At 56.9% G+C, this 12876-nt stretch carries 15 protein-coding genes; 11 read left to right on the forward strand and 4 right to left on the reverse strand.

The annotated features are described in order from the left end of the window. From cydB to JYG33_RS11015, 3 genes are read right to left on the reverse strand one after another with little or no spacing between them, the layout of a single operon-like run. Positions 1–1152: a cytochrome d ubiquinol oxidase subunit II gene (gene cydB / locus JYG33_RS11005; protein ID WP_207872299.1), complete on the reverse strand. Its 1152-nt coding sequence runs from the start codon at positions 1150–1152 to the stop codon at positions 1–3. Positions 1153–1167: 15 nt separating this feature from the next. Further along, positions 1168–2751, reverse strand: a complete 1584-nt coding sequence (locus tag JYG33_RS11010) for a cytochrome ubiquinol oxidase subunit I (RefSeq protein ID WP_207872300.1) — start codon at positions 2749–2751, stop codon at positions 1168–1170. Beyond that, positions 2744–3310, reverse strand: a complete 567-nt coding sequence (locus JYG33_RS11015) for a GbsR/MarR family transcriptional regulator (protein ID WP_207872301.1) — start codon at positions 3308–3310, stop codon at positions 2744–2746. The genes JYG33_RS11010 and JYG33_RS11015 overlap by 8 nt, the downstream gene beginning before the upstream one ends. 157 nt (positions 3311–3467) lie before the next feature. On the opposite strand from JYG33_RS11015, the gene JYG33_RS11020 reads away from it, so the two are divergent. From JYG33_RS11020 to JYG33_RS11065, 10 genes are all read left to right on the forward strand, one after another. After that, positions 3468–4457 (forward strand): KpsF/GutQ family sugar-phosphate isomerase, encoded by a 990-nt coding sequence (locus JYG33_RS11020; protein ID WP_207872302.1) that lies wholly within the window; start codon positions 3468–3470, stop codon positions 4455–4457. A 2-nt stretch (positions 4458–4459) separates the two neighbouring features. Then, positions 4460–5065: a phenylphosphate carboxylase subunit delta gene (locus JYG33_RS11025; protein ID WP_207872303.1), complete on the forward strand. Its 606-nt coding sequence runs from the start codon at positions 4460–4462 to the stop codon at positions 5063–5065. Positions 5066–5067: 2 nt separating this feature from the next. Next, positions 5068–5688: an LPS export ABC transporter periplasmic protein LptC gene (gene lptC / locus JYG33_RS11030; RefSeq protein ID WP_207872304.1), complete on the forward strand. Its 621-nt coding sequence runs from the start codon at positions 5068–5070 to the stop codon at positions 5686–5688. Further along, positions 5685–6338: a lipopolysaccharide transport periplasmic protein LptA gene (gene lptA, locus JYG33_RS11035; RefSeq protein ID WP_207872305.1), complete on the forward strand. Its 654-nt coding sequence runs from the start codon at positions 5685–5687 to the stop codon at positions 6336–6338. The genes lptC and lptA overlap by 4 nt, the downstream gene beginning before the upstream one ends. A gap of 18 nt (positions 6339–6356) precedes the next feature. Then, on the forward strand, positions 6357–7148 hold the full coding sequence (gene lptB / locus JYG33_RS11040) for an LPS export ABC transporter ATP-binding protein (RefSeq protein WP_207872306.1): 792 nt from the start codon (positions 6357–6359) through the stop codon (positions 7146–7148). A gap of 189 nt (positions 7149–7337) precedes the next feature. Beyond that, complete coding sequence (gene raiA / locus JYG33_RS11045; protein ID WP_207872307.1) at positions 7338–7664, forward strand: ribosome-associated translation inhibitor RaiA; 327 nt, start codon at positions 7338–7340, stop codon at positions 7662–7664. A 151-nt stretch (positions 7665–7815) separates the two neighbouring features. Next, a complete protein-coding gene (locus tag JYG33_RS11050) occupies positions 7816–8316 on the forward strand; it encodes a PTS sugar transporter subunit IIA (protein ID WP_162496918.1) in 501 nt (166 codons plus the stop codon). Then, a complete protein-coding gene (gene hprK, locus JYG33_RS11055) occupies positions 8288–9214 on the forward strand; it encodes an HPr(Ser) kinase/phosphatase (protein ID WP_207872308.1) in 927 nt (308 codons plus the stop codon). Before JYG33_RS11050 ends, hprK begins: the two co-directional genes overlap by 29 nt. Before the next feature lie 98 nt (positions 9215–9312). Further along, positions 9313–10188: an RNase adapter RapZ gene (gene rapZ / locus JYG33_RS11060; RefSeq protein WP_009458649.1), complete on the forward strand. Its 876-nt coding sequence runs from the start codon at positions 9313–9315 to the stop codon at positions 10186–10188. Continuing rightward, the gene (locus JYG33_RS11065; RefSeq protein ID WP_207872309.1) at positions 10185–11264 is read left to right on the forward strand and encodes a septal ring lytic transglycosylase RlpA family protein; all 1080 of its coding nucleotides are present in this window, start codon (positions 10185–10187) and stop codon (positions 11262–11264) included. Before rapZ ends, JYG33_RS11065 begins: the two co-directional genes overlap by 4 nt. Here JYG33_RS11065 and rsmI read toward each other — a convergent pair. Continuing rightward, positions 11261–12199: a 16S rRNA (cytidine(1402)-2'-O)-methyltransferase gene (gene rsmI, locus JYG33_RS11070; RefSeq protein WP_207872310.1), complete on the reverse strand. Its 939-nt coding sequence runs from the start codon at positions 12197–12199 to the stop codon at positions 11261–11263. The genes JYG33_RS11065 and rsmI overlap by 4 nt on opposite strands. A 34-nt stretch (positions 12200–12233) precedes the next feature. On the opposite strand from rsmI, the gene JYG33_RS11075 reads away from it, so the two are divergent. Beyond that, positions 12234–12692 carry a YraN family protein gene (locus tag JYG33_RS11075; RefSeq protein WP_207872311.1) on the forward strand — a complete coding sequence of 153 codons (459 nt, stop codon included), beginning with the start codon at positions 12234–12236 and terminating at the stop codon, positions 12690–12692. Positions 12693–12876 lie beyond the last annotated feature (184 nt).

A 12876-nucleotide genomic window follows, 5' to 3' on the forward strand; every position in this document is an offset into this window, starting at 1 on the left:
TTAGTAAGAATGAGAAGAATCGTTCATGCTGGCAATCGACACTTTGCCCCGCATCACGCGGTAAACCCAGGAGGTATAGAGCACGATGATGGGCAGGAACACCAGTGTCACCAGCAGCATGATCCACAAGGTCAAATGACTGGCCGAGGCATCAAACAAGGTCAGGCTGGAACCGGGGTTCAAGGACGAAGGCAAAAGGAAGGGGAAAACGGCAAAACCAAAAGTCAGGATGATGCCCCCCAAAGCCAGGGACGAGAACAGCAAGGCCAACAAGCCACGACCACGGCCCGCCAACAAGGCCCCCAGCAACAAGCCCACAAAACCGACAATTGGGGCCGCCCACAAGGCAGGCCAGGTACGGTAGTTGGCCAACCAGGCGCCTTGCACCATCTCTACTGTTTTACCAATCGGATTGGACATGGCATGGGCCACTTCAGGCCAAGGCATGCTGTAGCCATTCATCGCGCTGATCCACCAACCACCTGCCGCAAAGGCCAGAATAGAAAGCAGACCCAAAGGCATGGCCCAGGCACGTGCACGTCGAGCAACCTGATCACTGCCCTTCCAAGCCACCACAACCGCCCCCTGGAAAGCCAGCATCAACACGCTAAGCAGGCCACACAAGACGGCAAAGGGCTGGAACAGGCCGAAGAAGTTGCCGTGGTACATAGGACGCAGCGTGGTGGGGTCAAAGCCAAACGGCACGCCCAGCATGACGTTACCAATGGCCACCCCGAACACCAGCGCACAAACCAGACCCGAAGCAGTCCAGATCGCGTCCCAGTTACGACGCCAGCGCGTAGAGCTGAGTTTGCTGCGGTATTTGATGGCAACCGGGCGGACAATCAAGGCCACCAGGAGCAACATCATGGCCAGGTAAAAGCCCGAGAACGCCATGGCATACAGCAAGGGCCAGGCCGCAAAAGCCACGCCACCGGCCACAATCAACCAGACCTGGTTACCTTCCCAGACCGGACCAATCACGTTGTACAGCGTGCGTCGCTCGTCATCGCTGCGAGCAACCAGTGGCAACACCATCGCCACACCCAGGTCAGCCCCGTCCATGATGGCAAAGGCCGCCAGCAAAACGCCCAGCAGCAACCACCAGATGATGCGCAAGGTGTCGTAATCGAGAAGAATCAAATTATCCATGATGGTTCCCTCTCCTTAACCGCGCAGCAACGGAGCGTTGCGCGAACCATAAGACAAAGCGGACGGTGTCGCTGTGGCGCTCTCGTCATCCGGACCTTTGCGTATCGAGTGCAGCATGACCTTGATACCGATCACCGCCAACGTGGAATAGAGCAGCAAGAAGATGCTCATACTGATCATCAGATCCACAAAGGACAAACCGGAAGCCGCATAGTACGTGGGCAGGACACCTTCAATCGCCCAGGGCTGGCGTCCGAACTCGGCCACAAACCAGCCACATTCGATCGCAATCCAGGGAAGGGGAATACTCCAGACAGCCGCTTTGAGCAGACGCGGGTGACGCTGCAGACGGTCACGCGATGCCAGCACAAAAGCCACGCCAAAGAACAGGATGAAGTACAGGCCCAACGCTACCATCACACGGAAGCTCCAGAACAAAGGCGCAACCTGTGGCACCGTATCCCAGGCAGCCTGAGCAATAGTGTCGGTATCCGCTTTGGTGATGTCTTCGGTATAGCGCTTGAGCAGCAAGGCGTAACCCAAGTCCTTCCAGTTATTGTCAAAGACGCGACGGGCCTCGATATTGCTGGCATCGGCACGTACTAGCTGAAGTGCCTCATAAGCCCGCAAGCCATTGGCGATTCGGATCTTGGCGTGTTCCACCAGCTCGTTAATACCCAACATGGGGGTACTGACGGAACGTGTCCCGATCAGCCCCATCACCCAGGGAATTTCCACGGCAAAGCGGTTTTCACGGGCTTCCTGATCCGGCCAGGCTATAAGATTGAAGCTCGCTGGTGCTTCCTCGGTTTCCCACATGGATTCCATGGCCGCAATCTTCATTTGCTGGTGTTCAGTGGTCAGGTAACCACTTTCATCACCCAGAACCACCACGGACAGGGACGCCGCCAAACCGAAACTGGCCGCTACTGTCATGGAACGCTTGGCCAAATCAATATTACGGCCACGCAGCAAGTACCAGGCGCTGATGCCCATGACGAACATGGCACCCAGCACGTAACCGGCACTAACGGTATGAACCACTTTGGCTTGCGCAACGGGATTGAGAATGACCTCGGCAAAGTCGGTCATTTCCATACGCATGGTGTGGGGGTTGAAGATGGCGCCGACCGGGTTCTGCATCCAGCCGTTAGCGACCAGAATCCACAGAGCCGACAGATTGGTGCCGATAGCGACCAGCCAGGTAACGATCAGGTGTCCCAGTTTGGAGAGACGGTCCCAGCCGAAAAAGAACAGGCCGACAAAGGTAGCTTCCAAGAAAAAAGCCATTAATCCTTCAATGGCTAGTGGCGCTCCGAAAATATCGCCTACATAGTGACTGTAATAGGCCCAGTTCATGCCGAACTGAAATTCCATCACAATCCCGGTGGCCACGCCCAAGGCAAAGTTAATGCCAAAGAGTACGCCCCAGAACTTGGTCATGCGGCGCCAGATGGCTTTGCCCGTCATGACATAAACGCTTTCCATAATGGCCAGCAAAAACGACAGGCCTAGCGTCAAGGGTACAAACAAAAAGTGAAACATCGCGGTGGAAGCAAATTGCAGCCGCGATAAGGTAACGACATCCAGATCAATCATGACGACCCCCAGTTTGATCAGCTTTGCGAATCTTTCCGGCGAAACCCAGCACTTTCTGAACTTTGCTACCTAAACGCATCAGATTTTGCAGGGTCTCGGGCGGTAAGTGATGAACCTCGTCAAACCAACCACAAGCCAACTCGATCAACTCCAGCATTTCGTTAATGCGCTGCTGCCCATATTCTTCTTCTTCATTTACAGGCGCTTCCATTAGGATACTTCGCAATAAGGTCAATGTGGGATCTATCTCGCGCTTGCGTTTCTCCTCCACCAAAGTGCGGAAAATCTCCCAAATATCCTTGGGAGATTCAAAGTATTCCCGGCGCTCGCCGATCTTGTGCGTCATGTTGACCAGTCGCCAGGACTGCAACTCGCGCAAGCTCATGCTGACATTGGAACGAGAGATGCCTAGCGTTTCAGCAATCTCGTCGGCGTGGAGGGCTTCGGGTGCAATGAACAGCAACGCATAGATCTGGCCCACCGTACGGTTGACTCCCCAGCGCCCGCCCATCTCCCCAAAGTGCAGAATAAAACGCTCTGCCTGTGGTCCTAGATTCATGGCTTCCTGAATTTTCAGTAATTACTGAAATTACAAAACAGGGTGTATCTTAACCCTAAACTATTCAGCTTGCCACTGGTCCAAAGGCTTCTGACCTTACAATTTTCCTCCTGCAAATCTGCATGCCAAGCAGACACTTCACGTTTACAATTTCGCCATGAATACAACGGCACTTTTCGATCCCGCGCATATCCTGTCCTCGGCACGTCGCACCTTCGACATTGAAGTTGAAGCCTTGCAGGCGCTTGGCACCCGTTTGGACCAGAGCTTTGTCGAAGCCACCAAGCTGCTCGTGCACTGCCAGGGCCGCGTCGTGGTGACGGGTATTGGCAAGTCCGGCCATGTCGCCCGCAAAATCGCGGCTACCCTGGCCTCTACCGGAACCCCTGCCTTTTTCATGCACGCGGCCGAGGCCCTGCATGGCGATCTGGGCATGATTACCAAGCAGGACGTGGTCATTGCCATTTCCTACTCTGGTCAGGCTCAAGAGCTGGTCACGATTCTGACCGTGTTGCGCCGCATGGGAGCCAAGCTGATTGCCATCACCGGTAATGCCCAGTCCGAGCTGGCCCAAAACGCGGACCTGCATCTGGATGCGCATGTGGAGCACGAAGCCTGCCCGCTCAATCTGGCTCCAACGGCCAGCACTACCGCCGCTTTAGTATTAGGGGATGCACTTGCCGTTGCTTGCCTGGAAGCACGAGGCTTTAGCCGCGAAGATTTCGCCCGCTCCCACCCCGGTGGGGCCCTGGGTCGTCAATTACTGACGTTTGTGCGCGACATTATGCGTAGTGGAGAGCAACTGCCCGTTGTCGCCGCCGACACCCTGGTTCCCGATGCCCTGGCCGAAATGTCCAGCAAGGGTATGGGCATGACGATTGTCACGGACGCACAAGGCCATCCCGTCGGAATGTTCACGGATGGCGACCTGCGCCGCCTGATTGCACGCGAAGGCGACATTCGTACCCTGCCCGTTTCCGCCGGTATGTCGCGCGACCCGCGCAGCATTGCAGCCGAAGCCCTGGCCATTGAAGCCGCCGAGCAAATGGATGCCCTGCGTATCAGCCAAATGCTGGTTCTGGACGCAAACGGGCTATTATTGGGAGCTCTGCACATGCACGACCTGTTGGCTGCCAAGGTAATCTGATCATGATGAATACGCCCACTACCCCCATCCACCCTGCTGAAGCCCAGATTCTGGCCAAGCTGCCTGAAAACGTACGCAACCAATTACGTCAGTTGCGAATGATGGTGTTTGACGTGGACGGCGTACTGACAGACGGCCGCCTGTGGTACAGCGAGAACGGCGAAGAATTCAAAAGTTTCCATGCGCTGGACGGGCATGGTTTGCGCATGTTGGGCGAAAGCGGAATCAACGTGGCCCTGATTACGGGCCGTGAAAGCGGCATTGTGTCGCGCCGCGCCGCCGAGTTGGGCATTCCTTTTGTTCATCAGGGCGTACGCGACAAAATTGCTATCCTGATCCAAATCGCCCAGGAAAATGGCCTGTCCTTAAGCGAAGTGGGCTATATGGGCGACGATCTGATCGATTTGCCCGCCATGCAGCGCGTGGGTTTTTCCGCCAGCGTGCCTGAAGCCCCTTTCTATATTAGTCAGATCGCCAGTTGGGTCGCCACGCTGCCCGCCGGTCAAGGTGCGGTGCGCGAATGCTGTGACACCATTCTGGCTGCCCAACATCGTCTGGCCCCCTTTATTACCGGTGGTCCGCTGAAAACGACCGGAGTCATTCAGTAATCATGCGTGACCGTCTACCCACCGTCATTTCCCTGTTGCTGCTGGCCATGCTGGTGCTGGCAACCTTGTGGGCGGTCGATTACACCCAAAGCTCGGTGGCTATTGATCCCCCGCGCCGTGTCACCCACGAGCCCGACTCCTGGGCGCGCGACTTCACCATGATCAGTACCGATCAAAGCGGCAAGGCCATCAGCCGTCTGGACGGGGTCATTGCCTACCACTATCCCGATGACGACTCGCACGACATCACCTCCCCGCGCGCGGTCAGCAACCGGGCCGATTCGCCCTTGACCATCGCCACCTCGGACACAGCGCATATGAATGCGGGCGGCGATACGATCACCATGACAGGCAATGCCCACATCCACCGCCAGGCCACCCCCGAAGAAGAGGCCATGGATGTGCGCAGTGAAGTGCTGATCATCCTGCCCGAAGAGGACGTGGTCTATACCAACGAACCGGCTTTGGTCGTGAATGGTCAGTCCACCATGCGCGGTACCGGGATGCGTTACGATAATCGCGTTCGCCAATTGAACGTCATGTCGGAATCCGACGTTAAAATCTCGGGCCAACAAACACAAAAAGCGCGTTCTTCCAATAGCTCTAAGGATTCCCCTCAATGATCACGCCTGACAGCGCCCGCCTGGGCCACAAGCCCAAGCTCTCCTTTAGCCTTTTGCGTGGTGCCCTGGCCCTGTGCCTGAGCACTGCAAGCCTGGCTTTGCTGCCTACGGCCCCTGCTCTGGCCCAAGCGGCGGCTGCCCCTGCTGCCGCCGAACCAGACACTTCCGTGCTGTCCGACACCCTGACCTACGACGATATTGCCAAGCAGACTATCTACAAGGGCAACATCATCCTGACCCGTGGCGCCATGACCTTGATGGCCGACCAACTGGCTATCGAGCAGGACGCGGAAGGTTTCCAGCATGGCACCGCGACGGTAACCGAGCGCGCCCGTGTGACTATTCGCCAGGAAGATCCCGCCAAGTTTGAGCTTGTGGTCGCCGAAGGCGTCCGAGGCATTTATAACGGCAAGACCGAAGAAGTCGAGCTGATTGGCAAGGCTGTAGTCAACCGCTATGTCTGCGGCAAGTTGCAGGACACCATTCAGGGCCAGCGCATTGTTTACCGCCAGAAAGACGGCACCTACCAGGCTTTTGGTGGCTCCGAATCTGCCACACGTGATGGCCGGGTGCGCTCCGTTGCCCGCCCACGCGCCAATGCCGACGCTGCTCTGGCCGAATGCCAACGCAAGTCCTCCCCCCGCAAATAGCCCGGACACCTCTGAATCATGGTTGCTCCTAACAACCCGTCTACCCCTACCCGCGCCAGCCACTCGACCAAAGGCAGCCTGATTGCGCAAGGACTGCGCAAGACCTACGGCAAACGCACGGTCGTGCACGATGTTTCCCTGAATGTGGAAAGCGGTGAGGTCGTCGGCCTGCTCGGCCCGAACGGGGCTGGTAAAACCACCAGCTTCTATATGATTGTAGGCATTGTGCCCGCTGATGCCGGCCGCATTGAAATTGATGGCACGCCCATTACCGCCATGCCCATGCACAAGCGGGCACGTCTGGGACTGTCTTACCTGCCCCAGGATGCGTCTGTCTTTCGTCGCCTGACGGTTGAAGAAAACATCCGCGCCGTGTTGGAGCTGCAACTGGACGAAAACGGTCGCAGCATCAACAAGCACGATATCAACGAGCGCCTGGAAACCCTGATCAGCGAGCTGCAAATTGCGCACATCCGACAAAATACCGCCCTATCTCTGTCTGGTGGCGAGCGCCGCCGCGTAGAAATTGCCCGCGCGCTCGCCAGCAACCCCCGCTTCATCCTGCTGGACGAGCCCTTTGCCGGGGTGGACCCGATTGCCGTGATCGAGATCCAGCGCATTGTGCAGTTTCTAAAAGGCCGCAATATTGGCGTGCTGATTACCGATCACAACGTACGAGAAACCCTGGGCATTTGTGACCGCGCCTACATCATCAGCGAAGGCACAGTACTGACCAGCGGGCACCCGTCCGAGATTATTGATAACGAAGCCGTGCGCAAGGTTTACCTGGGCTCGAACTTCCGAATGTAAGCTGATTTTTGGCCCTGTAACGGGGCCAATCAAAGCAAGGGTTTTCCTGCACATCACAGATTGATCCAGGTCATGTTATCTGACCAACATATAGGTATACTGGAATATCCAGGATCAGTAGTAAGGAGGCTAAAGACGATCAACCTTCCCCTTCTTGAACACGTTGTTTGACTACTACGGAGAGCCTATATGAGCCTTAATATCACTGGCCGTAATCTTGACATAACTCCTGCCATTCGCGACTACGTCAAAAGCAAAATTGGTCGAATTGAAAAACACTTCGACAACGTGGTTGACTCGCAGGTTATGCTTTCCATCGAACGCCTGAAGCACACTGCCGAAGTGACCGTCCGCGTCCCCGGCAAAGATATACACTGCGCCTCTTCAGACGAAAACTTGTATGCCGCCATTGATCTGCTGGCCGATAAAATCGACCGCCAGATTCTGAAATACAAGGAAAAGGCAAACAGCCATGCGCATGAGCCCGCCAAGCGGCTCGAAGTTCCGGCAGTCTGATCACGCCGAACTGTTACAGCGGGCATAGCCTGCCGACAAACCCCGTTCTTTCAGAAGTTCGGGGTTTTGTGTTTCTGGGCACAGTGTCCGCCTGTTGTTAGCCATCCAAAAAATGTTTAGCTAAAAAACATTCCCCCCTATAATGGCCGTCATGAATCTCTTGTCGCGTATATTGCCTTTGTCCAACGTGGTTCTGGATCTTGCTGTTACCAGCAAGAAGCGCGCTTTTGAACAAGCCGGACTGATTTTCGAGAACCATCACGGCATTGCCCGGACAGCCGTTTTCCACAGCCTGATCGCTCGCGAGCGTCTGGGCTCCACTGCCCTTGGTCACGACGTTGCCGTCCCGCACGGCCGTATCAAGGACTTGAAGGAGCCTTGTGCCGTCTTCATGCGTCTGGCCGAGCCAGTGCGTTTTGATGCCAGCGACGGTCGGACTGCCAGCCTGCTGTTCTTTTTGCTGGTTCCCGAGACCGCCACCCAAATCCACCTGGACCTGCTGGCCGAGATCGCCCGTTTGATGGCCGATCAGGACATCCGCCAGGCGCTGGCCCAGGAAACGGACCCTGTTCAAATTCACCAGATCCTGACCCAGACCCCTGATCTCAACGCGGAACATCCCGATGCTGACAGTTCAAGAACTGGTCAATGACAATAATGACAAGCTTGAGGTAAGCTGGGCAGCCGGAAAACACGCTGCCCAACGTCCCATACCCGATCTTGGCGCCTCCGCCGCGGACCTGGTGGGTCACTTGAACCTGATCCACCCCGCTCGCATTCAGGTTTTCGGCCCTGAAGAACTCTCTTTCTACAATCGCTTTGACGTCAAACGTCGCCTGCATCATCTGGACGACCTCCGGCAAGGCGGTGTTCCTGCCCTGTTTGTGGCCAACGACGCCGTTGCACCCGATGACCTGATCCAGTTTTGCGAAGAACAAGGGGTGCCGCTGCTCTACACCCCTATCGATGCGGCCCAGCTTATTGATCTGCTGCGCATTTACCTGGGCAAACGACTGGCTCCCAAAACTACCATGCACGGTGTGTTCATGGACGTACTGGGTTTGGGGGTACTGATTACAGGCGAATCCGGCCTGGGCAAAAGTGAATTGGCGCTGGAACTGATTTCCCGTGGCCACGGACTGGTGGCTGACGATGCGGTTGAACTGTCACGCACCGCCCCCAATATGATTGACGGCCAATGCCCGCCTTTGCTGCAGAATCTGCTGGAAGTACGCGGGCTGGGACTGCTGGACATTCGCACCATTTTCGGCGAAACCTCTGTTCGCCGTAGAATGAAACTTAAATTAATTGTGCACCTGGTTCGTTCCAACCCCGACAGCTTCGAGCGTTTGCCCACCCAGGATCAGACCCAGGAAGTGCTGGGCGTGGACATCAAACGCGTCATGCTTCAAGTGGCAGCAGGCCGAAATCTGGCCGTGCTAGTGGAAGCGGCTGTGCGCAACACGATTCTCGCCTTCCGCGGCATTGATACCATGGGCGACTTCATCGAGCGCCAGGCCTTGGCTATCATGAACAGCCGCGATGACTAGGCGCCTAAGGGTCTGTTAGCATTAAACGGCCCTGACGGCTTTGCCCTGTTTCACCTAACCGCCGCCCGCCGGGCGGCGACACGGAGCCCTTTGCCACGATGCTGAAAGTTGTATTGATTACCGGCATATCCGGTTCGGGAAAATCAGTTGCCTTGCGCCTGCTGGAAGATACCGGCTACCTGTGCATCGACAACCTGCCCCCCCGATTTCTGGCCGAATTTGTCGAACGCTCTGCCGAACAAGGGCTGGAGCGGCTTGCCGTGGCCATTGACGTGCGCGGCGCCGGTGATCTGGACATCCTTCCCGGTGTCATCAGCAAACTGAACGAAGAAGGCTACTCCCTGCGTGTGCTGTTCTTGAACGCCAGCGATCACACCCTGATGCAGCGTTACTCGGAATCACGCCGCCGTCACCCGCTGACTGACCGTTTGCGCCAGGATGGCCGCTCGCCATCCCTGGAAGAATGTATTGCCGTTGAGCGAGAAATGACGGCCCCCTTGCGTGAGCTGGGCCACATTATCGACACCACCGACCTGACCCCGGGCCAATTGCGCGCCTGGATTCGGGATCTGGTACAGGCGGATCGCGCCAGCGTCGTGCTGACTTTCGAGTCCTTTGCCTACAAACGTGGCGTGCCCGGCGATGCCGATCTGGTGTTCGACGTGCGCTGTCTACCCAACCCCCACTACGACCCGGAGCTGCGCCCCATGACAGGCCGTGACGAACCCGTTGCCAAATGGCTGGCCCAGTTCGGCTCTGTGGAAACCATGGTGGATGATATTGCAGGCTTTGTACGCCGCTGGTTGCCTTTGTATATGCAGGACACCCGCAACTACCTGACGGTTGCCATCGGCTGCACCGGAGGTCAGCACCGTTCTGTATACGTTACCGAACAACTGGCACTGCGTTTTGCCGACTACGCCCCCTTGCTAGTGCGACATCGCAATCAACCGCCCATCAATCCCGTCCCATGAGCCTGTCCACTTTACGCAAACTAGGCGCCACCCTCAGCATCCTGGCCTTACTGGCCGGGTGCGCATCCAGCCCCAAGGGCGCCAAATCCAAAGCCAAACCGGGAGCCACCGTCTCGGCACCTCGCGGAGGAGGCTATTACAAAGACGATGGCCCAGACGCCCGAATCCCGGCGAACCTTCAGGCCACCCCCGACGCTACACCTCGAATAGAACCCATCGCCCGCAGTAATACCCGCCCCTATACCGTGCTCGGCAAAAGCTTTGTTCCCCATACCTCTCACAAAGCCTTTTCCCAGACCGGCACAGCTTCCTGGTACGGACGCAAATTCCACGGCAAAAAAACCGCCAACGGCGAAACCTACGATATGTACGCCATGACGGCGGCACATCCCACCCTGCCCATCCCCAGCTACGCCCGCGTCACCCGCCCCAAAACCGGCAAGTCCGTGATAGTGCGCATTAACGACCGTGGTCCATTCCATAGCTCCCGCATCATCGACTTGTCCTACGTTGCAGCCGCCAAGCTGGACTTGATTGCACCGGGCAGTGGCACCGTTGTGGTGGAGTCGATTACTCAGGAAGAAATACGCACGGGCAGCTTTGGCCGTGGCGAAGTCGAAGTGGTCGAAGCAGCACCACCTCCCCCTGTCGCCCCCCAACCCAGCCTGACCATGACTGAAAAGCTGGAGCCCACGCCGGATGCGCTGGCCGTCCTGCCAGGAGATGATCTGACTGTAGAATTGGACGACTCCCCAAGCTGGAGCAGCGATGCCAATGATCAGCAGTTAATTGTGCAATCTTCGAGCACAAGCCCCAGCAAACCTCAGGCCCCATCAGGTCAAAATCGGGTTTATCTCCAGTTTGGCGCATTCTCCGCAAGAGAAAATGCGGCCGCACTGGCCCAGCAGTTGAACCGTCAGATTTCGCAGGTGGAGTACCGGGACGCCCAGGTTCAGATGCACAACGATTTGTACCGCGTGCAAATTGGCCCGTACCAGAACCGGACCGAAGCCATTAATGCGGCCTATCGGATACAGCAGAAAACCGGACTTAGCCCCTCAGTGGCGGTGCGTTAATCTTTAGGCGAATTCGCCAAGCCCCAGGCATACAAGACATCACGCGGTATGCCGCTGGCTTGGCTGCCAATTCGGGCGGCATCACGCAGTGAAACCTGCTCCAACAAAGCCTTCATCCAGCGTTCCGTATTGGCATCCAGGGCGGGGGCATCCTCGTCCACCTCTTGCACCACAGCGTGCAAAATTAAAACAAACTCCCCCTGCTCACGGTGGCTATCCTCATCCAGCCAGGCCAAGGCCTGCCCCAGTGGCAAAGTATGAATCTGCTCGAAACGCTTGCTCAGCTCGCGAGCAAAGGTCAGTTCTCGCTCTGGGCCGCACACTTCTTCCATATCGCGCAAAGCAGCACGCAGGCGGTGCGGGGACTCAAACATCAACACCGGCATGCCCAGACTGGACCAATGCTGCAGCCACTTGCGACGCGCAACCGTTTTAGGTGGCATGAAACCGGCGAAAGCAAAGGCGGGATTCTCGTCACTCGTTGCACCGCTACCCATCAAGGCGGTAATAACCGCAGAGGCGCCGGGCAAAGGCACAACCTGAAAACCTGCGTCCCGCACTGCCCGCACCACGCGCGCGCCTGGGTCGCTCACCGCCGGAGCACCCGCGTCTGACACCAGGGCCACCCGTTGCCCTTGCTCAAGGCGCTCAATAATCGCCTGAGCCGCCTGGGCTTCGTTATGACGATGTGCCGCCATCAAAGGGGTTTGAATGCCCCAGGCCTGCAAAAAAGGACGAGTCGCCCGCGTATCCTCTGCCGCAATAATGTCGCAGCATTCCAGCGCCTGCCAGCCGCGCAGGCTAAGGTCTCCCATATTGCCGATAGGCGTGGCCACTACGTACAGACAAGACTGCGGCCAGACCTGACCTTGCACCTTGTCCATCATGCTTTGCCAGACTCCGGCATTCCCTGTTCGGTTTTCGATATCGCTCATGCTCGATCCTGCTTATTCATCATCGTGTATCCCTATGAATCCCTTTGAATACGCTCGCCAGGCACAAAACAAGCAACTGCGGCGTCGTCAGCGCATTCGCCTTCAGACCAGAGAAGACCGACCACAACGCTCCCCCAGTCAACGAAGGGGCGATCAGGCCGAACAGCGTGCCTGCGATCATGTCACCGCCCAAGGTGCTCGCGTTCTGGCGCGGCAATTGAGTGCTCGTTTTGGGGAAATTGACCTGGTTCTGTGGCATCAGAATCATCTTGTCTTTCTGGAAGTGCGCCAACGCAGTCACACAGGCTACGGAGGGGCGCTTGCCAGTGTAAACCGGGACAAGCAACGGCGCTTGATCCTGAGTGCCCAGCAATGGCTGCCCACACTGAGCCAGCGCTACTTCCATGGCAAGCTGCCCGCCTGCCGATTTGATGTCATCGCCATCGAAGGCGACACCCTGAACTGGGTACAAAATGCCTTCGATCAGCCCTGAGTACACCTGAGACCACAGCGCCATGTGCTGATTTCCCAGGCAGAACATTCATGCCCACCCTGAAAAAACCCAGACAACACGCCGCATTTTGGCTTTGATACAGCATCTGGTTTCAATACCGTGGCGTTTTTTTCAACATGACACGATCTGCCTGCCCCACAGGGAAATTCTCCGTGCGATAATG

Source organism: Alcaligenes sp. SORT26 (assembly GCF_017377875.1).
Classification (GTDB): Bacteria; Pseudomonadota; Gammaproteobacteria; order Burkholderiales; family Burkholderiaceae_B; genus Alcaligenes; species Alcaligenes parafaecalis.

Bases quoted from the DNA above. Each gene is read 5' to 3' on its own strand.
- rapZ (WP_009458649.1), top strand. From the start codon at position 9,313: ATGCTGAAAGTTGTATTGATTACCGGCATATCCGGTTCGGGAAAATCA.
- JYG33_RS11020 (WP_207872302.1), top strand. From the start codon at position 3,468: ATGAATACAACGGCACTTTTCGATCCCGCGCATATCCTGTCCTCGGCA.
- cydB (WP_207872299.1), bottom strand. From the start codon at position 1,152: ATGGATAATTTGATTCTTCTCGATTACGACACCTTGCGCATCATCTGG.
- lptB (WP_207872306.1), top strand. From the start codon at position 6,357: ATGGTTGCTCCTAACAACCCGTCTACCCCTACCCGCGCCAGCCACTCG.
- lptA (WP_207872305.1), top strand. From the start codon at position 5,685: ATGATCACGCCTGACAGCGCCCGCCTGGGCCACAAGCCCAAGCTCTCC.
- JYG33_RS11075 (WP_207872311.1), top strand. From the start codon at position 12,234: ATGAATCCCTTTGAATACGCTCGCCAGGCACAAAACAAGCAACTGCGG.
- JYG33_RS11010 (WP_207872300.1), bottom strand. From the start codon at position 2,751: ATGATTGATCTGGATGTCGTTACCTTATCGCGGCTGCAATTTGCTTCC.
- JYG33_RS11015 (WP_207872301.1), bottom strand. From the start codon at position 3,310: ATGAATCTAGGACCACAGGCAGAGCGTTTTATTCTGCACTTTGGGGAG.
- lptC (WP_207872304.1), top strand. From the start codon at position 5,068: ATGCGTGACCGTCTACCCACCGTCATTTCCCTGTTGCTGCTGGCCATG.
- raiA (WP_207872307.1), top strand. From the start codon at position 7,338: ATGAGCCTTAATATCACTGGCCGTAATCTTGACATAACTCCTGCCATT.
- hprK (WP_207872308.1), top strand. From the start codon at position 8,288: ATGCTGACAGTTCAAGAACTGGTCAATGACAATAATGACAAGCTTGAG.
- JYG33_RS11025 (WP_207872303.1), top strand. From the start codon at position 4,460: ATGATGAATACGCCCACTACCCCCATCCACCCTGCTGAAGCCCAGATT.
- JYG33_RS11050 (WP_162496918.1), top strand. From the start codon at position 7,816: ATGAATCTCTTGTCGCGTATATTGCCTTTGTCCAACGTGGTTCTGGAT.
- rsmI (WP_207872310.1), bottom strand. From the start codon at position 12,199: ATGAGCGATATCGAAAACCGAACAGGGAATGCCGGAGTCTGGCAAAGC.
- JYG33_RS11065 (WP_207872309.1), top strand. From the start codon at position 10,185: ATGAGCCTGTCCACTTTACGCAAACTAGGCGCCACCCTCAGCATCCTG.